Below are 25,245 nucleotides of genomic sequence, written 5' to 3'. Positions count from 1 at the left end.
GAGGGCGGGGAAATTGATTTCAGGGCGAGTTTTGCGATAGCTTTGACACCGATAAATTCAATCAAATCAAAGCTATCGCAACATGTTTGAGCTTCGAAATCAATTCCTTGGACCGTTCCCACCGATTAATCGACAGTCTCCTACAATTCGTTAAACGTAACGTTAAGCCAAATTTTTCAGCCCTTCGGCTAAGGCTTTCCCAACCTCATCAGTGCATCTTCCCTCGGGACAGCCTCCTCTCGAATCATTTTTTCCAATATCACGTCCCGATTCCAATATGCTTCAGCGCCTCTTTCCGGCTCAGCGGCTTCAGTTCATGATGCAGGACGAAGTCCCTGACAGCCTGCGGGTTTGCCTTGGCATATTCACGCAGCGCCCAGCCGAGCGCTGCAGCCAAAGCTGCTCCGAGTCGATCCATCGGCTGCCGTACGAAGCCATAAGCTCGGGATAACGCGCGAAGCCCCCTAACTCAAGTCGTCATTTTCGCATACACGACAAAGAACATCATCATTTCTCCGACGATTACAAAATTAGGCACATAAAAAAAGTTGTCCACCGCAAAAAAACATCCGAGCACACCCAATAATATCGCCAAATGGTACACTCTCAGCCTCAGATGTTTCAATCTGTACCGGTGAAAAACCAGCGATGTGGAAATAAAATAAAGCAGCACGGACCCGAAAACAAAGGCCAGCATAAACGGATAATGCAGCTTCTCCTGAAATACCAATTGGATCGAAGCCGCAATCAAACCCATGGAAACATAAATGAATAAATGGCCGTAAATAATCGCCTGACCGGCTGTTTGTATCTCTTTGCTCACTTTCCGTTCAATATTGTCAAAATATTGCCACCACATGGCTATCACAAGGATAAACGTAAATAAGGCGAACAAAACCGATGTCCACGTCCAGTTGTTTGATTGTAAGACGCTGAGAATACCGATGATCGACTCGCCGATAAGAATAAGCGTAAATAAGGCAAAACGTTCCAGCAGGTGATGCGGATTTGTGGGTGTGACAACCAGGTACCGCCTGCCCAGTAACGGCAGCATGATATCTATGGCAATTCCGGCATACAAAATCACATAACGGACCCACGTGTCAATAAAAAGCGAGAAGGAAGATATCAATATCCCTATCAAAAAGCAAGTCCCCAAATATTTGGCGGTCATTCGCTGATGGTTATTGGTTGATTTGTGTACCGCAAGATATTGAATGGCCGTTAACGCTCTCGAACCGATATAACCGATAAAGAAAGGAATATAATATCGATCAAAATCAACGGATAAACTTGCCGTCATGATTAAAGCAAAAAACAACTGCAAGATCATGAAGATCCGATGAGTTCCTATATCTTGTCCAAAGCGATTGTTAAACAGTGTTTGTCCTACCCACCCCCACCAAATCGGAATGAATATTAAAACAAATTTGCTTAAGTATTCAAAGGGGATGATCCCGTTTTCCGCATGCAGCAAGACGTGATTCGCTTTCGACACGGCCGCTACAAAAAGCAGATCATAAAACAGCTCCAGCCATGTTACCTTTTTCTCGACCATATTCTTATCCCTTGTCTCCATCCGGCGTTTTCACTTCAATCTGCGGCAGGTTATCTTCGATTTGACCGCGCAGCGGTTCGAACCATTCCGGGAGCATCAATTTTTGACCCAATGCATCGGGAGCTTCATCTCGCGCGAACCCCGGAGGATCGGTTGCAATCTCAAATAAGATACCGCCGTCTTCCCGGAAATAAAGCGCTTTGAAATACTTCCGGTCCAAAATTTGAGTTGGCGCAAAGCCGCATGCGGTAACTTTCCGGTGCCACTCTTCATGCTCCTGAAAGTCTTTCGCACGCCATGCGATGTGATGGACGGTGCCTGCCCCTCCATGCCCGCGCTGCTTATCTTCAAGAGCAACATCGATCAGATTCCCGATAGCTGCGGGGGATTGAAAACGCGCGTAACCGGCGTCCACCCCTAGTTTTTTCAGCCCCAGTACGTTTTCAAGAACGTGTATCGTTTTCTCTGCATTTACGCTGAACAGAACGGCACCGCCTAATCCCTTAATCGCTTTGTCCGCAGGAATTCCACCAAACGACCAGCTGCTGTTTAATCCCTCCTCGCGCTCGACGATTTCCAGTTGAAGCCCCTCGTTATCGCAGAATTGAAGGTAGGATTGTTGAAAACGGATCGCTTTTGTTGGAGTTATTCCAAAGCTATTAAGCCGCTTCTCCCAGAAATCTAGCGAGCCGGGAGGCACGGCAAACGCAGTGATTCCTACTTGTCCACCGCCTATTTCTCCGCGGCGATAGTTAGGGTAAGGGAAGAAGGTGATGACCGTGCCGGGGTTTCCCGATTGATCTCCGAAATACAGATGATAAACCTCCGTCGCGTCGAAGTTAACGGTTTTCTTTACAAGCCTAAGACCGAGTACGCCGGCATAAAAATTGACGTTGTCCTGCGGGTTACGCGCAAATGCGGTAATGTGATGTATTCCTGCGGTTTCTAATATCATAAGATTTCACCCCTATTTTTCATATTTCCTTAACCGATCCGTCCTCAAAACCGACAATCACTTTCGTCGCCATCTTAATAAACAGTCCGTTCTCTACGACTCCCGGAATCATATTGATTGCGTTATGAAGCTGTCCCGGACGTTCTATCGTTCCAAAATCGCAATCGGCAATGTAGTTCCCGTTATCCGTAATGAACGGTTTATGATCAACAATCCTTATTTTTGGATCACACCCCAGAGTACGCAGCTGTTTCAGTGTGATTTCATTTCCGAATCTAACTATTTCTACGGGCAGATGGAATTTGCCAAGACGGTTGACCTGTTTACTTTCATCGACGATAATCATCAGTTCCTTGCTGAAGGAAGCTATGATCTTCTCCCGCAAGAGAGCTCCTCCTCCGCCTTTTATTAAGTTCCATTCACCGTCGACCTCGTCAGCTCCGTCAATCGTAATATCAATTTGTTCAATCTCGGAAATCGGTATTAGCGGAATTCCTAATTCCTTGGCCAAGTTTTCAGAGCTAACGGATGTTGCGACCGCCCTTATATTCAAGCCGTCCTTTACTTTCGCTCCTAATTTTTGAATGGCCCAATAAGATGTGGATCCTGTACCTAATCCAACTACCATATGGTCGCGTACATATTCCGCCGCTTTTTCGGCAGCCGCCTTTTTTGAATTCATTTGAACCTCCTGGACAAATTCATTGACTTAAGACCATACTACCACACCATTGTAATAAAATGTGAACCAGTCAAGAAAAACGAACCCGGAAAAAAAGCCGAAGGATCCTCAAGACGAGGAAACTTCGGCTGCGTTTAGTTATGTTCTTCGGTCGCTTCGCTACTCCGCTACCAATACGGCTTTTCGAACTTCGTTCGGATGGGTTTCAATCAATTCGATGGCCCGATGAATGTCTTCCAAAGGAAAACGGTGCGTCACAAACGAATCCGCTTTGATCGCCCCGCTGTTAATCCAATCGATCACCTCGTGAAACTTTTCCGACTGCAGACGCGAGCCGGCAATCGTCAGTTCCTTCTTGGTGATGTGAAGCTGGGCAATAGCGGAAGGGGTTTCGCTAAAACCTAGTACGACCACTCTCCCTGCAGCGGAAGTGATCTCGACCGCCTGCTCAAATGTTTTTACCGTGCAAACCGCGTCTATCGTTACGTTAGGTCCCAAACCGTCCGTAATCCGTTCCACTTCGGAAGTAATGGTATCTCTCAACGGATTTAACACATAGTCCGCACCTAAAGATTGGGCATAGGCAAGCTTGTCGTCGCTTAAATCCGAAATGATGCAGACGGCGCCTTTCAATTTCGCCACTTGCAGCGCACATAATCCGATGGGACCGGCGCCCATGATGAACACGACGTCTCCTTTTCTGACGTCTCCCCGCCAGTTGGCTTGCGCGCCGATAGTGAACGGTTCGACCAAAACCGCTTCGTGCCAGTCAAGCCGCGAATCCACTTTGTGCACGATATGTTCGGGAAGCACGATGTATTCTTGGCAGGCTCCGTCCTTATGAACCCCATAGACCTGCAGCCTCGCGCATACGTTTCTGCGGCCGTTCCGGCATGCGTAGCATTCCCCGCACCATTCGATCGGCTCCATAACCACCTTGTCTCCGACCGACAGCTTTTTCACGTCGAGACCGACCTCTTCTATTTCGCCGACCATTTCATGGCCGATCACGCGCGGATAGGTGGCGACAGGCGAGGTTCCGTGATAAATATGCATATCGGAACCGCAAATGCCGATCAGACGGACCTTGATCAGAACTTCGTTTCCTTTGCTTATGCGGGGCATTTCTTTCTCGATGATATCGATTTTCCCCGGCTTAACGACTTGTATGGCCTTCAACCCTGCTCACTCCGTTCTCTATATACTGTTTACATTTGCGGATTTAGTAAAGCTACGGCACGAACGGGAGACCCGGAGCCGTTTTTGATTTTTAAAGGCAGCGCTATGAAAAAAACGAAATGTGGCAATTTTCCCAAATTTGTCAAATTTTCTATAATGGGTATTCCATTCGGGAGGAATATGCGGTGGGCCGGATTGTCGCTGCCGAACGCATCGATGGACATGGCATCCGTACCGACCGCCCGCACTCCTTTGCCCGCCAAATAACGGGCCGCCTCTTCCCCGATACCCGGCCAGTCCTTCAAAAACATCGCATCCCCGGGTTTTACCCCCCAGTAACGGTCCCAGCCGAATTGCAGCAATACGATATCGCCGGTTTTCAGTACCCCGTGTTTATTCTCCCACTCTTGAACGAACTCGGAGCCAACCGTTCCGCAGGGGCCGATTTCCGTTGCGTCTATAACCGCAGCGCGGCCCATGACGTGGGCAAGCGGAACTTGATCGATTCCGTCTCCCCCCGCCACAAAATGCAAAGGTGCATCCATATGCGTCCCTGTATGCTCCGACATCGTCACGCCATGATGGCAGGACACATCTCCGAAATGGTAGGACTCGTACACGGTATGACTGAATCTCGCATGAGTCGGCCAACACGGGATATGTTCTTCAAGAGTATGGCTAAGATCGACGACGGTAAAACCGCTTAGGGAACCAACAAGCGTTTCGACACAATTTATCCGATTCACCCCGCAAGACCTCCTGACAGACTATGCTCCACCGATGGGCCGCTTTACTTTTGAGAGCCGCCCGTTTGATTTACAAGATTCGCTTCCACCCATGCCTTATCGTATTTCGGGCTGGCTACCGCCGTTGCTTCGAGATTGGCGTATTTCGGCAAGTCGTCCTGCGTGACGGTAAACGAAGGCATGATCATCACTTTCGGCACTTTCTTTCCGTTCAAAATATCCATCGCTACGTGAAGCCCCGCAGTGGCCACCCAAGGATTGGCGGCTACGGAAATGGTCGTGTACCCGTTTTTCTTATTTTGCTCGCTCCACCAGGTCAGGAAGTTGCCGCGATTTCCGCCTGTAACAAGCGGCACCGGTTTGCCGGCCGCCTCAAACGCCTGAATCGCACCATAGTCGTCGCCTCCTTGGCCTACGACGGCATCAACGTTCGGAAGGCTCGGCAAAATGGCGGCGATTTTGGTCTGGGCGACGGTGTTCGTCCAATCCGCATTTACGGTAGCGACAACCTTGATATCCGGATACTTTTCAAAAACTTTGGTATAACCTTCGTGCAGCTGCTTGTCCGCTTCCGTACCGGCGACGCCGCGCATAATGATGACATTGCCTTTTCCGTTCAGCCGTTTGACGACGTATTCGGCTTGAATTCTCGTAATTTCGGACAGGTCGAAATTGATCTGGTACGCATCCTTGCTCGTAACGGGGCCGTCGTTCACGACGATAACCGGTATACCTGCAGCCGTCGCCTTGGCGATGGCTCCATCCAGAGCCGTACCCGAGCCCGGGTCGACAATGATGGCGCTGACTTTTTTCAAAATCAGGTTTTCGATTTGCGTAATTTGCTGGTTAATATTGTTGTTGGCTTCCACGATCACATAGTCGGAGATTTCGCCGGATTTTTTCATTTCATCCGCCGTCTCTTTAAAATAGTTCTCCATGACTTGCCGGTAAGAATTCCCGTTAAAAGAATTGCTGAAGCCGATCACAATATCTTTCTTTTTGCCGTCCTTTTGATCCGCTTGAACGCCCGTATTTCCGGAAGCAGCCGTGTTACTCGCGCCCCCGGAACCGCAGGCGGCCAAACCTAACATGGAAATAATAAGTGCGCTGGCGATGAACAATTTGTTTTTAAACATTCGGATAACCTCCTCTTATTTTGCACATACGTCATTGTTGAAGTTTTTTTCTATTTCGCTTTCATGCAGCCGCGACTTTGCTCCCCGCCCTCCTTCCCCGCCTGAAATCGTCACTCGTTACCGGGCTGACTGTCTTGATTTGGATGCAGTCAAAATCAAAATCAGAGCCGCACCCTGGATGATATATTGATAACCTGCCGTCAATTTGGTCAGATTCAAAAACGTAACCAATAATGTCAGCAGAAGGGCCCCGCCCAAAGTTCCCGCCACGCTGGATTTGCCTCCGGAGACAAGAGTCCCTCCGACCAGCACGGCTGCGATCGATGTCAACAAATACGCGTTCCCCATATCCATAAACGCACCGCCGATATAGGCCCCGAGCAAAACACCGGTCAATCCGGCCAAAAAGGCGCTGAACATAAATATGAAAACGGTCATTCGCTCCGTTCGGATGCCGGCCTTTTGGGCTGCACGGCTGCTTTGTCCCATCGCATGAATTCTTTTGCCGAAAGGCGTTTTGTATAAAATGACGGCGACGATGAAACTTAACAACAAACTGATGATCATCAAAGACGAAATGCCCATATACTGAAACTTTACGAACTGCGACAACACGTTGTTAGGCACGCCCGGAGTATGCCGGGAATACACCAACACCCCGGAAAAGGTAATATATCCCGTTGCCAGCGTCGTGATGATCGGAGGGACGCGAAGTTTGGTAATGACGATTCCGTTGATGCACCCGATGGCGACGCTGACCAGAAGCGCAGCGAGAAGTCCCGGAATGATATAGGGATTGCCGCCTTCCATAATGGAAGTGGATATAAATGCGGACAACGTTACGATATACGGCATCGTCAAATCGATGGCGCCGTCTCCGCTGGTGATCACCGTCATTTGTCCGAAGCCGAGCAATACGAGAAAACTCGCCAAGGTGGCATTGTACAGCACCGTTTGCAGTGCGATGTGCCCGGAAATCAAACCGATCAAAACCCAGAGCAGCAGAGACCCGAGCACCGCCCAAACCCAAGTGTTCCTTCCGATCCAGTTGCCTGCTTTCATCGTTAGCTCACTCTCTTTCGAATAACTAAATTAGCCGCCAAAGCCGCTAACAGCACGATGCCGACCGCCGCCGACTGGAAATCCGTACTGATGGAAGAAAATACAAGCAAGGAAGAAATAAGCGAAATCGCTACGGCCCCTCCGACGACGCCGATCGGTTCCACAATTCCCCCGGCAAAAGCGCATCCGCCTAAAATGATCGTCGCTATGCTGGTGAGTGTGAACGTGCTCGACGCATTGACGTCGGAGCCATGGCTGATTGCCGTAGCGGCCAATCCCGCCAGGATGACGCATACTCCTGCCATGGTATACAGCGTAACCCTCGCGCCCAGGTGAGACCATCCGGCATGTGATACCGCTTCCGGATGATTGCCGAACCCTCTCAGAATGACACCGTAGCGGGACCTCTTAACGATCCAAAATGTCGCCGCAGCGGCGACGATACAAATGCATGCCGGCATCGGAACGACGGGTACGGGCAGCGAGAACAGACCGGTAAGCCATTCCGGCGCCGTTCCGCCGGGGGTAGGCTGAATCAATAAAGCGATTCCAAGCCACAGAAAAGAAGTTCCGAGCGTAACGACGATCGACGGTATTTTTCGTATATGGATCAAGGTGCCCATTGCCGCGTATGCCCCCGTCAACAAGATGCAAGCAGCTATTCCGATAACCGGATTATCCGCCAGGAGCGTGGCCGCCAAAACATTGGCCAGGCCTAACGCCGAACCGATCCCCAAATCGATATCCCCGGCCAGCGTAATAAACATTTGCGCAAGTGCGGCGAACACAAGCGGGATCGCGGCTCCTACCAGCAGGTTGATGCCCATATACGAGACCGTATTGATATTGAAGGCGGCGTTTAATCCCAGCAGCACCAGAAGCGTAACGAGAGGGAGCGTTGAACGGCTTCCTCCCAGCTCCTTCAGAAAATGGAATGCCGCTTTATCGTTAACATCACGGACCGCCGTCTTTGAAATGGAACCGTTTTCTTTGCTTTCCTCAAAGGAAGCTTGAACGATATTGCCGGGTGTTATGTCGCTGTCAACCAACTCCCGGACAACACGGCCCGAGCGCATCACGTAAACCCGATCGCACTGCTCCATTTCGGCATCTTCGGTGCTGTACAAGACGATCGACTTTCCGCTTGCCTTCGCTTCGTGAAGCAAACGATAAATTTCCTGCTTGGTCTCGATATCGACCCCTCGCGTCGGATCGTCGAGCAGGATAATATCCGCTTGCGAAGCAATTCCTCTTGCAATCAATGCCTTTTGCTGGTTTCCCCCGCTTAATGCGGTGATTGCGGCATGCTTGCTTTCCGCCTTAAACTTCAATTTTTGAAACCACTCTTGGGCAAGCGCTTCCGCTTTATCCCTTTGAATGATGCCCCACCGGGTCACCTGCTGCAGACCGGAGATGAGCATATTGTCGGATATGTCCCACAGATGAAAAATGCCTTCGGTCTGCCGGTCTCCGCTTATAAAGGCAACGGATTTATTGATCTGTATGCCCGTTCGCTTCCGGCCCATAGCTGCGTTGTACAATTCGTTAAGCAGCTGCTTTTGCCCGGACCCCTCAAGTCCCGCAATCCCGACAATTTCTCCCTGCCGCACTTCCATATTCACTTCACGCAAATGTCTCGTATCCAGATGGTTGACGGCGATCACCTGTTCCGCCGATTTGCTTGTCTCTCGTGTTATCCGTCCCTTCTCGGATACATTTCCCCCAAGATGTTTAATCAGATCCGCCGTGCTGATCTCGGCCGATTGACCTTCCCAGGTTTGTTCGCCGTTTTTCATCAGGACGACCCGATTCGAAACCTGCTTGATTTCCTCCAATTTGTGGGATACGTAAATAATCGAAACGCCTTTTCCGCAAAGGTGTCTCATATAATCGTGAAGCTGCTTGATGCGGTCCATCGTGAGCGAAGATGTCGGTTCGTCCAGAATGAGAACCTTCAGATTGTGCGTGCTCATTGCTCTAGCAATCTCTATCATTTGCCGCTCCGCCAAGGAATAATGCTCGACGGTTTTGGAAACGTCAATCCGATGATCGGGGAATACTTCATCCAAAGACTGCCGGGCAAACGTTTTGGCTTTGCGCCTCCAGTTTCCGTCTTTGAAGTCAGGCCCGTCAAAATGGGTCACCATAAAATTTTCGTACACGTTCAGATTCGTACATAACGAAAGCTCCTGATATACGCAGGCAACCCCATGCCGGTTAGCCAGCTTCGGAGATCAAATTTCACCATGGTCTCTCCGTCTATGAGGACAGAACCTTCGGTAGGCTGAACAACGCCGGTCATAATTTTCATAAGCGTCGATTTCCCGGCCCCGTTGGCCCCGACCAAACCGATGACTTCCCCCGGATATATCTCCAGATTCATCTGATGCAAGGCCCGGGTTACGCCATAAAATTTGGATATGTTCATCATCTTCAGCACAGGAGTTGCTCCCGGATTCGAATGCGGCACGCTGCTTTTACTCCCTTCGTTCATATCGAGCAGTAATGAATCGATCAATGTCCCACCTCCAAAATGAGTCGTCCGAGACAAGAAATGTCAACTGTTATACTAGCATACAAGTTTTGGCGAGCTTATACGATATTCAAGCGCGTATTTGAAAGCGCGCCCGCTAACTCTTAAAATAATGAGGATATTTTTGAATAATCTGGTCCATGCTGTCCTCAATCCAACGAATATGATCGCAAAGCAAACGTTCGGTTTGTTCGACGTTTTTGGATACGATCGCTTCGAAGATCGCTTCGTGCTCGGCAACGAGTTTTCTCGTATGTTTCGTTTCCTGCAACTCCAAATAACGCATGCGGTTCAAATGCCCCCGCATTTGATTGATGATCGTTATTAAGGTGGAATTGTCCGTTGCCTCCAAAATGGAATAGTGGAACTGCTCGTCCAGCTTAAAAAAAGTTTCGAAATTTTGTTCATCAATCACTTTCTTCTGCTCTTCCAAAATGCCTCGGATTTTATCGTAAAGCATTTGAATTCGCGGATTTGCCGGATCCCAATGCTGTGCCGCTTCCTTGAAGGCGCTTACTTCCAGGCTGACTCTTACAAACCTGGCTTCATTAATCTTCTTCTTCGAAATATAAGCGATTCTCGCGCCGCGCTGGGGTTGAACTTCGATCAACTCCTCGGCCATTAAACGGCGAAAGGCTTCCCGTATAGGGGTTCGGCTAACTCCCAGCGTTGTGCCCAGCTCCCCCTCAAACACCAGCTTCCCCGGCTCGAGACGCAGCGTAACGATCGCTTCCCTGATGACGTGATACGCGTGATCGGATAACGTTTCTCTCTTTCTTGAAATGTTTGAAAGAAGGTCCATGTTCTCACCTGCCTCTTGTAAACGTTTTACACACATTATACTAGCATCCTTGTATACAAGTCAAATAAAAGATTTATTCATCCTGCCGGATGATCGCGGGGACGATGGCGCATGTAAGCTTAGGAGCAAGAAGAAGCTGCCGTCGATAGTGATGCACTTTCGACAGCAGCTCCCTCAACCCGTTAATTTAAATCATTTTTGTTGCCGGAAGCAAAACCGCTGTATTGAACATTTACTTGCCCCTCGGCGGAATGATACTGAACGGTATATGTGCCGGAACGAACGCCATCCGGGTAATCGGGAACGCTTCTCCAAGTATCTTCCGAACCGCCGGGAATTGTTTTTGAATAGTATTCCTTATCGGACTCATGTTTTATAGTGATCGTAACTGGCTGCGAATCTTTATTGTAAAACCGCATTTTCACATAACCGTAAGTAGGAGGCACAACAAATTGAGACGTGGCCGTAGCCGGGGTATTGTCGGACGTAACGGTATTGCTCCACGAGCTGCCAACCTCCGCGGGGATAAAAATTCCGTCTGTCACATTAGGACTGGCGTTTACAGCCTCTTGAGCGAAGGAAGAAGCGGACAAGGAACAGGCAATCGCAGCAGATAAAACCGCGGATGCGATCTTTCTTTTCAAAAAAATGATCCCTCCTACTGTTACAGCAATCCCTGATCTCTCATCGCTTCGAATAACACTTCATATCCGGCCAGCCCCGCTCCTTCGCCGCCAACCCATTCGTTCAGTCCTTCCATCTCCATCATCTTGCGGATTTCCGGCACCGCGGGGTCCATCCGGAACAGCAGGTCTCTGAAGCGGTTCCCGAGTGCGTCGTCAAAATCGGGGAGCACGGTGAAATTACAATGGCTGTAGCCCGGCGACGTCCAGACGGCTCTGATTTCATCCGTGTTCACCTGCCCCAGCTCCAGCAAGCGAATCCACGTCGATTCGCCGATCGCTCCCGCATCCGCTTCTCCCTGCTTCAACGCACGCAGAACTTCCAATTCGCTCGTTCCGGTATCTCCGTGCTTGCCTACATCGAGATTGAACCGGATGAGAGTAAGATCCTTCTCGGGATCAACCCCGTTCATCTTCACGAAATGATACGGCAAAATCGCGGCCTGCCCCGAATCGGCGCTGCCCAATGCAAAACGCTTGCCCTTCAGATCGGCCAAGCTTTCGATTCCTTTGTCCGCTCTGGCGATAATTTTCGAAGTAAACCCTATGTCCGTGTCGCGCATCGCCAGCACCTTCGCTTTGCCGCCAAGCCTTTCCTGGATGCGCACATAGGCGACGTTCGTATTCCAGGCAATATCGATAAAACCGTTTAGCAGCGCTTCGACCTGCGCTTCGTAGTTGGAAAACAGCACATAATCGATCGGAAAATCATTTTGTTGATAATAGTCGCGAATGATGTCCCAAATCGGAATCACCTTCGGATCGTAAGCGACCGCTCCCACCATCAGCGCTTTGTTAGGCAATCTCTCCATGCTCGTTCCCTCCTTGAAAGTCCTTGATTTTTAAAATAACGGAATGCCGGCGACGGATTTGCCGACCCATTCCTTCAGCACCTCGGTCGTCGGGGCCATGACCGCTCCCGCTCTGGCGTCACGCAAATATCGTTCTACCGGAAGAGCTTTCGTATAACCTTGTCCGCCGCATACCTGCATGGCCAAATTCGTCACCTTGATCGCGTGCTCGGAGGCGATGATTTTCGACTGCATGACGTGCATAATGGCGTCGGCTTGGCCGCTCAGCGCCGCTTTTGCCGCGTTTTGCACGTAGACGGAGGCCGCCTCGACAGCACCGAACATATCGGACAAGTAAAATTGAATCGCCTGAATATCCGCCAGCGCCCTGCCGTCGGCATAAGTTCTCGTCTTCGCATGCCGGAGCGCCGCTTCGTAAGCCCCTCTGGCGATGCCGGCGTTCACTCCGGCGACGCCCAAAATGAAAGTGGGGGCCACAACCTGGAAGATGAGACCCATGCCGTCCCCTTCCGCCCCGACCAGCCCGGAAGCGGGTATTTTCACGTTGTCCAGCTGCAGCGAAATGCTGTTATTGCCGCTGAGGCCGATCCCTTGCCATTCTCCTTCAAAACGGACACCCGGCATATCGGTGTCGACAATGAGCATATCCAGCCCTTGCTCCGCGGCCGCCGCATTGGTCAAAACGATGAGAAAATCGGCGCGCTTTCCGTTCGTGACGAAGCCTTTTTTACCGCTGAGCACGAAAAAATCGTCCTCCCGCTTCGCCCGGATTTCCGGAATATAGAAATGGGCTCCCGTTCCCGTTTCGCTGAACGCCAGCGTCCCGAGCTTCTCGCCTTGGGCGATCGGCCGAAGATATGTTTCCTGCTGCTCCGGCGTCGCTTTGGAAGCAATGACGGCCGTCGCGCAAGAGTGCATGAGGAAGCACATCGCCGTCGAACCGCAGGCGGCTCCGATCGTCTCCGTAACGGCGGCCAGATCCGCCAGATTCCCCCCAAGTCCACCATGTTGTTCCGGGACGAGCAAACCGAGCAGCCCGGCCTTGCCTAATGCGCGGATACCTTCCTCGGGAAAGCGGCGAGCGGAATCGATTTCTGCGGCGAGCGGGGCGATGACCTCGTCGGTTATTTGTTTGGCAAGCAGTACGAAATTCGACATCGTCGTAGTCTCCTTTTTATACAAATATGATCTACATGAAATTCGGCGTATGCGCCTGAGAGATGGTTTCCGCCGTCTCGCGGTCCAGGCCGATTTGCAGCAATCGCTGAATGCGGTGCTCGTACATGATTTCTTTCAGCTTGCCCACGCGCTCGAAGCCGGTTTTCAGTTGCTCGGGGGAGCGCCCGCCGCCGGCCAAAATCGCCAGCGCCTCCAGGAAATACGAATTGTCTCCGGTATCCACCGAATGCAAATACTGATTGCGCTCCTCCGCGGCTTCGATCAACGCTTTCGCCATGTTCGGGTTCCGCTCCAGGATGTGGCGCACATGGCCGATACCGTACGCCACATGGCGGCCTTCATCGATTTTCGCCAAATTGACGATCTGCCGCGTGACCGGGTCCGGCGCGTGTTCTTCGATAAAGTTCAGCAGATCGAGAAACGTCCCTTCTCCGAGTACATGAAGCAGGAAGGATGATTTGAAATAGTCTTCCTGAATAAACAAGCTGTGAAGAGAACGTTCCGTTAAGGCGGAGGAATACTGCAGCCCTCCCCCGTTGGCGAGCGCACGCTTCGTAAAAGCTTCGATATGCCTGGATTCGTCTTGGATGAGCGTGGAAAGGTACATAACCGCTTCGATATAATGCGGGTTGATTTGTGCGATAAATTTAGCCGGTATGTACAAGGCCGAATACTCGTTTTCCGCGAGAAAGGTCATGGTCTGGCAAACCGCCCACTCCAGATCGTCCGGAAGCGGCGTAAGCTCTTCCCAGGCGATATCGGACGTTGCGTTCCATTGATTTTCCTTCGCCTGCTCGTACAGGTCCAGCAAATTATGGGACCAGACATCGTTTTTCTGGTTAAGATCGAAGCCGAAGTCGGGCACGCCGGGCTCCGGGACGGCTCCGCGCGGAACAAAACCGACATAAGCCGGAGCCTTCTCCAGCATGTCCCCGACTCTGCCTTGAAACCAATCGCGGATATCGAGCTTGCCGCCCTTGCGAACGGGGAGCTTGATGCCCCAGTCGGGCTGTTCTCCCGCGGCATGCGGCTTGTTCCCGATGAGGTAACGGTAGTGGTCGCCACCGTCCAGCGCCATGAGGAACGAATACCGGTGCAGCCTGCACCAGCTTTGCAGCGCTTCTTTAATATGGGGGTTCGTGCTGATGAGCTCGAGAATTTGGCCCTGTTCCATTCTTTGCAGCGCATTTTTCAAAAGTAGAAACAGATCCGAGCCGGCCGGAAAATTTCCGAGGTCGAGCTGTTTGTCCGGAGTGAGGCCATGGACATCCATTTGGTCAAAAGATGATTCGCTAATCACCGACCACTCCTATCGTTAAAGTGTATTGCTTGTTTTCTAGTTCTATGAATCCTAAAATAGCATAGCACAATTTTCCTTTTTTTTGAATGTTGATAGTCATTACCCGTAGAAAGCGATAGATTTCCGACCCCCAAACGGCAAAATCCCCAGACCCTTTTCAAGGTTTGGGGATGTACCGAATTTCGCGAAGACGCACTCCTGCCCTGCCGGTTATTCGATCAGGAAGTCCGTTCGGGTTCTCATCATATCCCGGTATTTGCCGGGAGTAATATCTTTATATTTACGGAAAATGCGGATAAAGCTGTTCTCATGCTGATAACCGACCATCACCGCGATGTCGGAAATGCGGGAATCCGTTTTGACCAGAAGTTCGGCCGCCCTATCCATACGAATTCGGGTCAAGTAGTTATATATCGTCTCACCCGTCTCCTGCTTGAAAACTTGGCTCGCCAGACTGCTGCTGATTCCTATGGAGTCGGCAATTTCGGGAATGCCGATCGGCTCGCCGAGATGCTGCTTCATGTAGTCGATCATGCGGCGGCACATGATAAAGTCCTTGCTTTCAACGAGCCGGCGGTACCGCCTGACCAACGGATCGATCCGCCGGTCCAGCTCCTGCCGGATGTCGTCCAAATGCAGCGTCTCGAACCGCTCGTAGGCAGGCTCCGCCTCCTGCTCTTCAGCCGGTCCGAGCTGTCCGATCCGCTCAACGAATTCCTGCAGGAAGGAAAAGACGGCGGAAGGATACCCATATTCGGTGCGCAGGTGCAGGAACATGCGGTCCAGCCCTTCCGAAGCTGCGGCTTCATCCCCTTCTTGAATGGCGCGAACCACATCTTCGAGCTCCTGTCCGGCAGGCTGATGATCTTTCAATTCGTGCTCGGACACGTTATGGAACGGGATCACCTGACCGTACCCACGGTACACCCGGTACGACAAGGCATTCTCCGCCTCCAGCATCGCCTGCTTCAGGCGGTTAACATCCGGCTGCGGGGTGCTGACTCCCGCAGATATGCGGAATTTGAGCAAATCGAATACAACTTGAATCGCTTCCGCCAGCTTGGTTTCGAGTGGGGCGCCTGTCTCCCGCGGCTGCAGAAGTATGGCGGTTTTGTCTTTGCCGAAATCGGCGCAGACGATTCGCCACTGCGGTTCGAACAGCTCGGCTATAATATTGGCCAGCGCGAACTTCATGAGCGAACGGTCCGAGTCGGAATACTGCCGAGACCAGTCTTCGTACCGGTCAATCGACAGAATGGCTACCGATACCGGGGCCTTCAGCCAGTCGCCAAAATACCGGTTCCATTTTTCCTGGATATCGCGTTTGCCGGTCAGGTTGCCGGTATAAATATCGTGGAGCATCTTGGAGGAAGCCTCCGACATCGTTTCCCGAACGAGCCGGGACAAATGCGCATGGTTGCTCAGCAGCTCGTCGGTCAGCTTCTCCAGATCGATGCCGCCCATGCCGCTCTCTTTTCGTTCATAAGCGCTGAATAATTGCCGCAGACGCCGGACAGGACGGAACGCTTCCGCATTAATATAGAAAATCGTCACGCCGCCGAGGGCCAGCGCGGCGATCGATACCAGCAGTACGGCGTCGCGGACCCTTTGGGACTTGGCCAGCAGGCTGTCCTGCACAACGATGGAAACATATTTCCAGCCGGTTACGGGCGACTTCAATTGATTCACCAGCAGCTTGCGGTTCTGATAAGCGATATCCCCGCTGGCTGTTTCCTTCAGCTCGGCAAGCGCCTGCCGGATCGCTTCCTGGTCGAACTCCACATTCGATACGGAATATAACACCTCGTCACGCCCGTCCAGGATGAACCGCATCCGGTTAATGCCGTTAAGGCTGGGATTCAGCCGGGCAAACAGCTCCTCGTCCTTCAGGTTCACGGCAACGATCCCTTTAAACTCGCCCCGGATGTTGATCTTGCGAAACAATGTAAAGTTCGAGCCGCTCTTGTTCCCCCCTTCGGGAACTTGCCGCTTCTTGATCACCGTCGGCTTGTCCCCGAATTCGTCAGCGACGCTCACCCAGTCGGAATCCACGAACGTCAGCTTGCTGGAGCTGAAGCCTTGCGGAATGGCGACAAAGCTGCCTCTTTGAAGATCGTACACATAGATGCTCTTTATATATTTCGAATTTCCTATGAGCGTCGTCAGCAGTTGATAAAGCTCCGTAATGTTGTTGTAGGAGGCCTGATGGTCGCTCGTTAAAAATTGGTAAACGTTTCGATTTAACGCGACCTGAATTGCGACCTGGTCGCTCTCTTTGATCGATTCGTCAATCACGTTCATATTGAGCTGCAGGATTTGGCGCTGAGGCTCGCTTAACTCCTCCTGCAGCACCGACTTGGACGTATAATACGAAGTCAGGCTGACAGCCAGAATTATCAGAAATACCGATACGGTCAAAATCGAGACAAGCCGAATTTGCGTATGGGCCCAGTTGATCTTAAGCCATTTCTTGAGGGGCTGCATCACGAATTTCTTCCCACCTTATGCCGGATATCTTAACCATTATAACGCGATTCATCCCCCAAGACACGCATGGCCTCTCCTGCGCGGAAGCTAACGCTTCTCCGGCAAAAATCCATCCCCTTCGCTCTTTTTCACCGCTCTTCCAAACGACTGTTATTTCTTAACCTTCGCGTACCATTCCTGAGCGCGCTTCGTCACGGTTTCGCCGCCTGATTTGTTCCAGCGGTCTACGAACTCGTCGAATTTCTCGAGCGGCCAGTCGCCGATTACAATTTTGGCCAAATATTCCTGGAACAGCTTGTGCGATTGAATATCCGGGAAGCCGTCGTATACGGTGCTCGGCAGGCCGTCTCCGGCGATCCGGCGGGCGTCGGCGGTGTTAACCGCGAAGATGTCCTGGACCATCTTCTGCATATCCTCAGGAATCGTTTCCTTGATGCGGACGTCCATATCCTCCTTCGTAGTCAGATTCCGCATGCCGAGCGCGAGCGGGCGGCTGTCCTCCGGCGGAAGCAGCACCTTCTTACCGTTCTCCACCTTGTGCTGCAAGCCTTCGATTCCATAACGAATGAATTCGTCGTTTTTCTCATCGTAGAAAAAGTCCAGCAGCTTGAGGGAGGCCTCCGCTTTGTTTTTGCGGGCAAGCGGGATGATCCACTCGGGCTCGCCCATGCTCTTTTGCGTGACAAAACCTTTAAAGCCTTCGACCTTCGGCACCGGCATCCCCACCACATATGCGTCCGGAGCTGTCTTCCTCATCGCATTGACGCGGTCGCGCAGGTTGGCCGGAAGGTGATACCAGCTGCCCACGAGGTTATTGTTGATTTTGGCCTGCCACACGTCCCCCTTGTTCAAGAAGGTCTCGTTGTCCAGCAGCTTCTCCTTGTACAAGTCGCGAATGTATACGATCGCGGCCTTCATGTTCGGGGTCACTCCGGCATACTGCAGTTTTCCGTCATAAATGTCCCACTCCGGGCTGCCTTCCCACATCGCCACGCCGTACATGCCGAAGAGGTGATCCATCCATTTTCCGAACTCCCGGCCCGAGGTCGGCAGCTCGTCCTTTTTCCCGTTGCCGTTCGGATCCTTGTCGCGAAAAGCACGCAGCACCTCTTTGTACTCTTCCGCCGTCTTCGGCATCGGGAGCCCCAGCTTGTCCAGCCAGTCCTTGCGAATCAGCGGCGCCCGCTCGGGAACGAGAAACACCTTGGGCACGTAGTAGATATGGCCGTCCGGCGAAGCGGAGCGTACGATGTCCCAAGCCTCCTTCGGAATGTTCTTCCATACGTTCGGAGCGTATTTCGGAAGCAGATCGTCCAGCGCCAAGGCGCCTCCTTGCTGAATCAAAGTTTGCTCGATGCCCCCGATCGGACGAAGAATGTCCGGCAAATCCTCCGAGGCGATCAGCAGATTCAAGTATTCCGCCGGCTCCGAGCCGGGAGGGGTGGTCATCAGCTGATATTCGACTCCCGTCTTCTCGGCAACATATTTCACATGCGGGTTATTGCTGTCCGGAATCGCTCCGACTCCCATATGGCTTTTGAACACTTTAACTTGAACGGGCGCGCCGTCCGGAGTGATGGTCTCGGAACCGGAACCATTCTCCTTTGCACCGGAGCAGCCGGCGAGGGCCGTTGTCGCGGCAATCGCGATCAGCGCTGACCAGGCCGCCGATTTGCGGAGTATGCGTTGGGTCATGTTTGGATTTCCTCCCTTTTTGGCTTTGTTTCATATATATATCAAGCTGATTTTGTAGCTTAATACCGGGTTACGGCTATTCCTTGAGCGATCCCAGCATGGAGCCTTTGACAAAATACTTTTGCAAATAAGGATACACCAGAACGATCGGAATCGTCGCGAATAAAATGGTGGCGGCCTTCAGCGTCGTCGTATTAAAATCGTAATCGCCCAGCGCCAGGTTGACGGACGCAAGCTCCTCGGGCGACGTCAGGTAGGCGCGAAGCTTTACCTGCAGCGGCCATTTTTGCGGGTTGCGAATGAACAAGACCGCGCGCTGGAACGTATTCCAATACCCTACGGCGTAAAACAAGCTGACTGTCGCCAAAACCGGCTTCGAGAGCGGCAAATAGATGCGGAACAGCACTCCGGCGTCATTGCAGCCGTCGATACGGGCGGAGTCGTACAGCTCCGAAGGCAGCCCCATAAAAAAGGTGCGGATGATGATCATATTGAACGTCCCGATCAATCCGGGAAGAATCAAGGACCACAGCGAATTCATCATCCCCAGCTCGCGAACCGTCAGGAAAAACGGGATCAGCGGCGCGTTGAAAATCATCGTCACGATAATGCCCAGCATGATCGGCTTGCGCGCGAGAAACTCCTTGTGGGCCAAAGGATACGCCGTGAGCACCGAAAACAGCATGCTGAGCAGCGTGCCTATTATCGTAATATAAACCGTAATGCCGAAAGAGCTCCATAAGCCTTTGTTTTGAAAAATGTGAACCCACGATGCCGTCGTAAACTCCACGGGGAGCATGAACACCAATTTCGAGTCCGCGGCAATCGGGGAACTTAAGGATACGGCCAGAAGGTGCACCAAAGGCATCAGCATCGTTGCGGACGCGGCGGCCAGCAGCAAATAGTTGATCATTTGAAATATTTTCTCTCCCGCTGTTTGTTTCATTACCATAACCCCTGTTCTGTTTTTCGAGCCATCCGGTTGAAAACCCACAGCAGCACGAATCCGATGACGGACTGGAATAACCCGATGGCGGTCGTTACGCTGTATTGTCCCTGCAGAACCCCTGACCGGTAAACATAGGTTTCGATAATATCGCCGACCGAATACGTCATGGGCGTCAGCAGGTTGTAGATCTGATCGAAGCCGAGCTCCAGGAAGTTGCCGATGTTAAGCAAGAAAAGCACCAGAATGGTCGGGAACATGGCCGGGAGCGTAATATGCATCGTTTGCTGCCAGCGGCCCGCGCCGTCCATCACCGCCGCTTCATACAGATTCGGATTAATGCCGGCAATTGCGGCTAGATAAATGATCGTTCCCCAGCCGACCTCTTTCCAAATGCCCGAAAGGACAACGATGGTACGGAAGTAGGCCTGCTCCTGCATAAAGAGGATCGGTTCGAGACCAAGCCACCCCCGGATCATGTTGGCCATGCCTTGAGCCGATAACAGTTCAAACACGATCCCTCCGACAACGACCCATGATAAAAAATGCGGAAGATAAAACAAGCTTTGAATGACCCGTTTGGCCAGCACGATTCGGAGTTCATTCAGGAGAAGGGCCAGAACGATCGGCGCCGGAAAGCCGAAAACCAAATGATACAAAGCGATGGTCGCCGTATTTCTCAGCACATGGTAGAAATCCCGATACGTAAAGATGAATTTAAAGTTGTCCAACCCGACCCATTCGCTGCCCATCATTCCTTTAAATATTTGATATTTCTGGAAAGCGATCGCGCTTCCCGCCAAGGGCACGTATTTGAAAACAAGATAAAACAGCAGCCCGGGAAGAACCATCACATACAGCATCCAATGTTTTTTCACATTATTGATATAAAGATGCAAGGTTGAATGCGCTTTCTCCGCCGGCGCCTTTGTAGAACCGGTCTTCTTATGGATATACGCTTCCGCCACGCCGCAAACCTCCTTCGTTTTCGATAACGTCATCATAATGGCTCCCGCCCCCTTGGACAATCGTTCAATCCTCCAGATCATGCACAAAAAATATTTCAAGGCATTTATCCGATTTGTGTATGCCGCCCGGAAATCGTTGATGCCAAGAAGTCGGGAATAACGGGCGAACAGCGGCTTTTGCAAGGAAATGCTATACCGGTTTGGCGAAGTGGTTGGTTGTGTGGAGGATCGGTTGGTTGCGCGCACTACAAAAACGACTGCTCCCGATTGGCGTATCGGGAGCAGTCGTGTCGGAACGTTAGTTCGATCTCAGGTGAGATGGAAGCCGCGCGGCGGGATCGTTCTAGAGAACGATCCTCGCGGCAGGCTGTTGTTTCATGGCTGCGTGCCGGCTTGATTTTTCAGATAAGCAAGATCGGCCAGCAGATGCTGCGCGAATGTCGCATCGATCTGTTTGCCCGCTTGTGCGGACACTTCGTTTTCCAAAGCATTCAAGCCGTTAACAATTTTCTTTGTATCGGTTTCCATTTGAATCCGGCTCACCTTGGCCAGCAAGCTGTTCAGCACGCCATGATTCGAGATAAGGCCTTGATCCCTTGCCGCTTTCAGCGCTTCATCCAGGTAATCGCGATTCATTACGACGTTCAGTATCGTATGCTGAACGGTGACGTTGCCGGCATGGTCGACCGCCTTAACATCAATCGAGTGCTCGCCGATCGACAAGGTATACGGCGCCGCCGTAATCGGCAGGCTCGCCGCCTTGCCGTCGAGGGTCGCTTCCATGCGGTCAACACCGCTCAGCGCATCCGTAATTTGGAACGGGATGCTCACGGCATCCGGATGATAGACCGATTGGATGACGGTCGGTGCAATCGCCGGTCCGGTGAGATCGATGCTCACGGTTACCGACCGGACGGCTTCCTTGTTCCCCGCCGCATCAACGCTGTAGAAACGAAGCGTGTGCACCCCTTCCCCGCTGATCTCGGCCCGGTTCCCGGGTGCATACGGAGCATCGTCTACGCTGTAATAGGTCGATACTGCTGAGCCTTCGGCGTCGAAAGCGGTCAAATTGACGATTTGAGCCGTATTTTGCCAGCCCATCTTGGCATCGGTTGTCGTTACCGGGGGCGTCGCGTCCTTCGGCTTCGTTCTGACCGTAACGCGATTGGACGGCTCCGATTCCCCGCTGGCGTTTTTCGCTCGGACGAAGTAGGTATATTCCGTTCCCGGTTCGGCCGTCCGGTCGTAGTACGTATCCACCTTGGCAAATCCCACATATTGAGCCGGTTCGCCCGCGAATTCCCTGTAAACATTGTATTGAACCGCTCCGCCATGGGATGTCCAGATGAGTCCGACGAACGTTTCGCCCGCCAATCCGGCAAAAAGATCCGTCGGTGTTCCCGGCAGCGGCATGGCCATCGTCAATTCGTCCGACGATGCCGATTCGCCCATCTCGTTCTCCGCCGTTACTTTGTAGCTGTAGCCCGTGCGATCCGCGCTAATGCTGCGATCGACATAGGAAGGGACGTCCGTGCTGCCGATTCGGGTGAAGCCGGTGTCACCGCTGCCCTTTCTATAAATCCCATATCGTTCCGCCTGATCGACCGGATTCCATTTCATCCCGAACGAGGAGGTCGAGACGGCGGTCGCGGACAAACCTGTCGGCGCTTGCGGGGCGACAACCGGCGGTTTCGTCGTTGCGCCTACGCTGCCGGACGCTGCGGATTCCCCGCCTGCCGCCATCGTCGTAACTTTATAATAATAGGTCGTGGACGGATTTACCGTTTTATCGGTATATGCCGCGGTAGACGCGCTGCCCACTCTCTCATACGCACCGTTCGGAGCGGCGGACCTGTAAATCCCGTAGCTGACGGCGTCCTCCACCGGCGCCCATGCGAGTGCCACGGAAAGACTTCTCGCCGCTGTAACCCGCAAATCCGCCGGCGCCGGCGGAACGGGCTTCGATGCATCGAACGCTCGCACTTCCACTGCCTGAGAATGCGGGGATTCGCCGCCGGCATTCAGCGCGGACACTTTGTAATGATAAATCGCTCCGAAATTAGCGCCCGCATCCGTATATGGGGTGGCGGTGGAGCTTCCAACGACTTTAAAATAAGGATCCATCGACGAGGAACGGTAAATCAGATAAGTGCCCGCCCCGCTTACAGGTCCCCAGCTGAGTGAAACCGCCGGTCCGCCGGTCAATTGACCCGCGAGCCCCGCAGGCGATTGATCGGGAGGAACTATGTTCGGCGCAGTCGGCTTCAGGATGACAAAGTAATTCATTTTGGAGGTGCTGTTATTGGGTCCCATGACCACGTGAGAGCCTGCCGGAAAATGTTTCTTAAACAGAGTATACTGCACCGGCTGGTTATCTTCGATAAACAAACCCGTGTCTTCGTAGGCCGATGTGAGCCAGGTCGGCCGCGGCGAGATCCTCGAATCATGCGCGACATACACATCGCTATCGGCGGTCAAGTAGAAGGAGAGCAGATCCTCGCTTGTGGAGCTTCTGGAGCCGACCGCCGAGCGAATCCATTCCATGCCCTTCACTTCATCCGGAATCGAAACGAATTTGTACGGCTTGCTTCCGGTCATTCGGTCCCCGGCCACGTAGTCTCCGGCCTGGAGATTCTCTTGAACCGACCAATTGGCCGCATTGGTGTTCCCGCTTGAGCTGTTATCATTGACGATCACATTCCGGATTACATTCCCATCCATGCTTGGTTTCGGCTCCGCTGCAGTTTCCGGCTCCGGTTCGACCGGCGGGATGTAAGGCGTTCCCGACCATGCCGGCGGGGTTTTCGGGTAATTCGCCGGAAAGCCGGGTTCGGCCAGCTCGTTCAGGTAATCCTCCAGGTTTGTGTAACCGTCTCCATTTTTATCGCCGTTTCGGTCGTCCGGATTGTTCGGATTCAGCCCCTTGGCCGTCTCCCACGCATCCGGCATCCCGTCTCGGTCCGTGTCCAGCGGAGCTTTTTCACGTGCGAGCTGCGGAAATCCGCCGACATCGTTCTCGTGACCGATGATGACGCCGGTTTGATTCCGCACGCCCTCCACCACGCGCTGATCGACTTGATCCCGGACGAGCGACGCACCGGAGTGATCCAAAATATATTCGTAAGCGACCTCCGGATCCTGCGTATGTACCGGCGGGTATTCAAACCGCTCCGGAACGATGAGGCTCGGTCTTTCCGCCTCCATCATCCCGGTCCCCGTATCGGTTCCGTCGAGAATGCCGTTTTTGTTGCTGTCAATGCGGTTATTTTTCAGATAAAGGCTGTAGTTCTCATTGCCGCGCACGACCGCATACTGCGGACTCGCCGAGTTTAAGCCCGCGATGAAATAGTTGCCGACCACATTTCCGTACCCTTTGGTACCGGATTCGCCGCCGGCTACATAGGGATAGCCGCCCCAGTTGTAGACGATGTTGTTGATGAAATCGATCTGGCCTTTTGTTTTCGGATTGCGGTCGTTGTTGTGGGCATACAGGTTATGGTGCATAGTGATCGTATTCATTTCGATTAGACCGCCCATGGAGTGGGTGAGCAGCCCTTCCGAAATGATCGACCATTGCACCGTAATGTTTTTGGATTTCGGGTGATCGTAATCCTTGCTTTTGATCGACAGCACCTCGTCGGTTCCCCACGAAAAAGAGGAGTGGTCGATGATGACATTTTGGCAATCTTCAAAATACATCGTATCGTCGTCAAAGTTTTGTTCGCCCAATCGGAAGCGCATGTATCGAATAACGATATCGCTGCTGCCGACAAAGCGGATATTGTTGCCGCGGATGGTCACCCCTTCCCCCGGCGCGGTTTGTCCGGCAATGGTAATGTTGGACTTGTCCTTCACCACAATCTGGGGGATCGTAATTTCCCCGGAAATATCGAACACGATGGTACGCGGCGTAGGGCCTGCCGTCATAAGCGCATCGTAGAACGTACCCGGGCCGGTGAGCTCGTAGCTGTTCACATGATACACTTCGCCGCCGCGTCCTCCTTTAGCCGCGTACCCGAAGCCTTCCGCCCCCGGAAATGCCGGGAGCGCTTCATAGCCGGCGTGCACGGCGGGAATCGGCAATCCGAATAATGACAAACCGAGAACCATACTTAAAAAAAGCGCTAGCCATCTTTTCATGTGGAACCTCCTTGTTATTAGTCTAATCTCATGCTCCATGCCCGCATTGCTGTTGTAAAGGCTTACAACATGATGGTTACAATTTCCGTCGCTGGCTCGACCATAATTCCCCTCCCTTGTCCGAATGTATCGCTATCTTACCCATGAATCAGTTCACATTCAACACTCCGATCCTCCACTTGATGAACAAAAACGGGATTTAGTGGAAGCTATAATACTCCTCGAGTCAAAATAACAGCTCTTTCTTCAACAAATTCTTTGGAGGAATTAAGAAAAGAATTGGAGATTTTGAAAGAAAGTCTTATGCCTTAAACCGCACAGCGACTAGATCGTTAATATGCGTACTGGACAGGAAAAAGCGAGCAGCCCTTAGCTGCTCGCT

General features: G+C 52.2%; 19 protein-coding genes and 1 pseudogene. All 20 read right to left on the bottom strand.

Going from position 1 to position 25,245, the window contains the following annotated elements; all coding sequences use genetic code 11:
* Nucleotides 1-259 precede the first annotated feature (259 nt).
* Nucleotides 260-388, bottom strand: a pseudogene (locus MYS68_RS00100) (DNA alkylation repair protein); the annotation flags it as partial.
* Nucleotides 389-469: 81 nt separating this feature from the next.
* On the bottom strand, nt 470-1,558 hold the full coding sequence (locus MYS68_RS00095) for a low temperature requirement protein A (protein WP_248923861.1): 1,089 nt from the start codon (nt 1,556-1,558) through the stop codon (nt 470-472).
* Between the two features lie 4 nt (nt 1,559-1,562).
* Complete coding sequence (locus MYS68_RS00090; protein ID WP_248923860.1) at nt 1,563-2,513, bottom strand: ring-cleaving dioxygenase; 951 nt, start codon at nt 2,511-2,513, stop codon at nt 1,563-1,565.
* 19 nt (nt 2,514-2,532) lie between these two features.
* On the bottom strand, nt 2,533-3,195 hold the full coding sequence (gene rpiA, locus MYS68_RS00085) for a ribose-5-phosphate isomerase RpiA (protein ID WP_248923859.1): 663 nt from the start codon (nt 3,193-3,195) through the stop codon (nt 2,533-2,535).
* Between the two features lie 159 nt (nt 3,196-3,354).
* The gene (locus tag MYS68_RS00080; RefSeq protein WP_248923858.1) at nt 3,355-4,374 is read right to left on the bottom strand and encodes a zinc-binding alcohol dehydrogenase family protein; all 1,020 of its coding nucleotides are present in this window, start codon (nt 4,372-4,374) and stop codon (nt 3,355-3,357) included.
* Nucleotides 4,375-4,403: 29 nt separating this feature from the next.
* Nucleotides 4,404-5,120, bottom strand: a complete 717-nt coding sequence (locus MYS68_RS00075; protein ID WP_248923857.1) for a cyclase family protein — start codon at nt 5,118-5,120, stop codon at nt 4,404-4,406.
* Between the two features lie 44 nt (nt 5,121-5,164).
* The gene (locus MYS68_RS00070) at nt 5,165-6,256 is read right to left on the bottom strand and encodes an ABC transporter substrate-binding protein (RefSeq protein WP_248923856.1); all 1,092 of its coding nucleotides are present in this window, start codon (nt 6,254-6,256) and stop codon (nt 5,165-5,167) included.
* A gap of 117 nt (nt 6,257-6,373) precedes the next feature.
* Nucleotides 6,374-7,318, bottom strand: a complete 945-nt coding sequence (locus MYS68_RS00065; protein ID WP_248923855.1) for an ABC transporter permease — start codon at nt 7,316-7,318, stop codon at nt 6,374-6,376.
* Between the two features lie 2 nt (nt 7,319-7,320).
* Nucleotides 7,321-9,480, bottom strand: coding sequence for an ATP-binding cassette domain-containing protein (locus MYS68_RS00060; RefSeq protein WP_338043534.1), 2,160 nt, complete (start codon nt 9,478-9,480; stop codon nt 7,321-7,323).
* 2 nt (nt 9,481-9,482) lie between these two features.
* Nucleotides 9,483-9,836 (bottom strand): ATP-binding cassette domain-containing protein, encoded by a 354-nt coding sequence (locus MYS68_RS38430; RefSeq protein ID WP_275983399.1) that lies wholly within the window; start codon nt 9,834-9,836, stop codon nt 9,483-9,485.
* A gap of 112 nt (nt 9,837-9,948) precedes the next feature.
* Complete coding sequence (locus MYS68_RS00050; RefSeq protein ID WP_248923854.1) at nt 9,949-10,653, bottom strand: GntR family transcriptional regulator; 705 nt, start codon at nt 10,651-10,653, stop codon at nt 9,949-9,951.
* Between the two features lie 182 nt (nt 10,654-10,835).
* Complete coding sequence (locus MYS68_RS00045; protein WP_248923853.1) at nt 10,836-11,297, bottom strand: hypothetical protein; 462 nt, start codon at nt 11,295-11,297, stop codon at nt 10,836-10,838.
* Between the two features lie 20 nt (nt 11,298-11,317).
* Nucleotides 11,318-12,148 carry a phosphate/phosphite/phosphonate ABC transporter substrate-binding protein gene (locus MYS68_RS00040; RefSeq protein WP_248923852.1) on the bottom strand — a complete coding sequence of 277 codons (831 nt, stop codon included), beginning with the start codon at nt 12,146-12,148 and terminating at the stop codon, nt 11,318-11,320.
* Between the two features lie 30 nt (nt 12,149-12,178).
* Nucleotides 12,179-13,306, bottom strand: coding sequence for an acyl-CoA dehydrogenase family protein (locus MYS68_RS00035; protein WP_248923851.1), 1,128 nt, complete (start codon nt 13,304-13,306; stop codon nt 12,179-12,181).
* Nucleotides 13,307-13,337: 31 nt separating this feature from the next.
* Nucleotides 13,338-14,627 carry a sulfurtransferase TusA family protein gene (locus MYS68_RS00030; protein WP_248923850.1) on the bottom strand — a complete coding sequence of 430 codons (1,290 nt, stop codon included), beginning with the start codon at nt 14,625-14,627 and terminating at the stop codon, nt 13,338-13,340.
* Between the two features lie 210 nt (nt 14,628-14,837).
* Nucleotides 14,838-17,111, bottom strand: a complete 2,274-nt coding sequence (locus tag MYS68_RS00025; RefSeq protein ID WP_248930762.1) for a helix-turn-helix domain-containing protein — start codon at nt 17,109-17,111, stop codon at nt 14,838-14,840.
* A 153-nt stretch (nt 17,112-17,264) separates the two neighbouring features.
* Nucleotides 17,265-18,809: an extracellular solute-binding protein gene (locus MYS68_RS00020; RefSeq protein ID WP_248923849.1), complete on the bottom strand. Its 1,545-nt coding sequence runs from the start codon at nt 18,807-18,809 to the stop codon at nt 17,265-17,267.
* 76 nt (nt 18,810-18,885) lie between these two features.
* Nucleotides 18,886-19,755, bottom strand: coding sequence for a carbohydrate ABC transporter permease (locus MYS68_RS00015; protein ID WP_248923848.1), 870 nt, complete (start codon nt 19,753-19,755; stop codon nt 18,886-18,888).
* Nucleotides 19,755-20,618 carry an ABC transporter permease gene (locus MYS68_RS00010; protein ID WP_248930761.1) on the bottom strand — a complete coding sequence of 288 codons (864 nt, stop codon included), beginning with the start codon at nt 20,616-20,618 and terminating at the stop codon, nt 19,755-19,757. Before MYS68_RS00010 ends, MYS68_RS00015 begins: the two co-directional genes overlap by 1 nt.
* A 480-nt stretch (nt 20,619-21,098) precedes the next feature.
* Nucleotides 21,099-24,863 (bottom strand): OmpL47-type beta-barrel domain-containing protein, encoded by a 3,765-nt coding sequence (locus MYS68_RS00005; protein ID WP_248923847.1) that lies wholly within the window; start codon nt 24,861-24,863, stop codon nt 21,099-21,101.
* Nucleotides 24,864-25,245 lie beyond the last annotated feature (382 nt).

Source organism: Paenibacillus hamazuiensis, from assembly GCF_023276405.1.
Taxonomy (GTDB): Bacteria; Bacillota; Bacilli; order Paenibacillales; family NBRC-103111; genus Paenibacillus_AF; species Paenibacillus_AF hamazuiensis.
This window is presented reverse-complemented; position numbering and strand designations above follow the sequence as displayed.

Coding starts and splice junctions, on each gene's coding strand:
- MYS68_RS00095 (WP_248923861.1), bottom strand. CDS start 1,558: ATGGTCGAGAAAAAGGTAACATGGCTGGAGCTGTTTTATGATCTGCTT.
- MYS68_RS00090 (WP_248923860.1), bottom strand. CDS start 2,513: ATGATATTAGAAACCGCAGGAATACATCACATTACCGCATTTGCGCGT.
- rpiA (WP_248923859.1), bottom strand. CDS start 3,195: ATGAATTCAAAAAAGGCGGCTGCCGAAAAAGCGGCGGAATATGTACGC.
- MYS68_RS00070 (WP_248923856.1), bottom strand. CDS start 6,256: ATGTTTAAAAACAAATTGTTCATCGCCAGCGCACTTATTATTTCCATG.
- MYS68_RS00065 (WP_248923855.1), bottom strand. CDS start 7,318: ATGAAAGCAGGCAACTGGATCGGAAGGAACACTTGGGTTTGGGCGGTG.
- MYS68_RS00050 (WP_248923854.1), bottom strand. CDS start 10,653: ATGGACCTTCTTTCAAACATTTCAAGAAAGAGAGAAACGTTATCCGAT.
- MYS68_RS00040 (WP_248923852.1), bottom strand. CDS start 12,148: ATGGAGAGATTGCCTAACAAAGCGCTGATGGTGGGAGCGGTCGCTTAC.
- MYS68_RS00035 (WP_248923851.1), bottom strand. CDS start 13,306: ATGTCGAATTTCGTACTGCTTGCCAAACAAATAACCGACGAGGTCATC.
- MYS68_RS00025 (WP_248930762.1), bottom strand. CDS start 17,111: ATGCAGCCCCTCAAGAAATGGCTTAAGATCAACTGGGCCCATACGCAA.
- MYS68_RS00020 (WP_248923849.1), bottom strand. CDS start 18,809: ATGACCCAACGCATACTCCGCAAATCGGCGGCCTGGTCAGCGCTGATC.
- MYS68_RS00015 (WP_248923848.1), bottom strand. CDS start 19,755: ATGAAACAAACAGCGGGAGAGAAAATATTTCAAATGATCAACTATTTG.
- MYS68_RS00010 (WP_248930761.1), bottom strand. CDS start 20,618: ATGCTGTATGTGATGGTTCTTCCCGGGCTGCTGTTTTATCTTGTTTTC.
- MYS68_RS00005 (WP_248923847.1), bottom strand. CDS start 24,863: ATGAAAAGATGGCTAGCGCTTTTTTTAAGTATGGTTCTCGGTTTGTCA.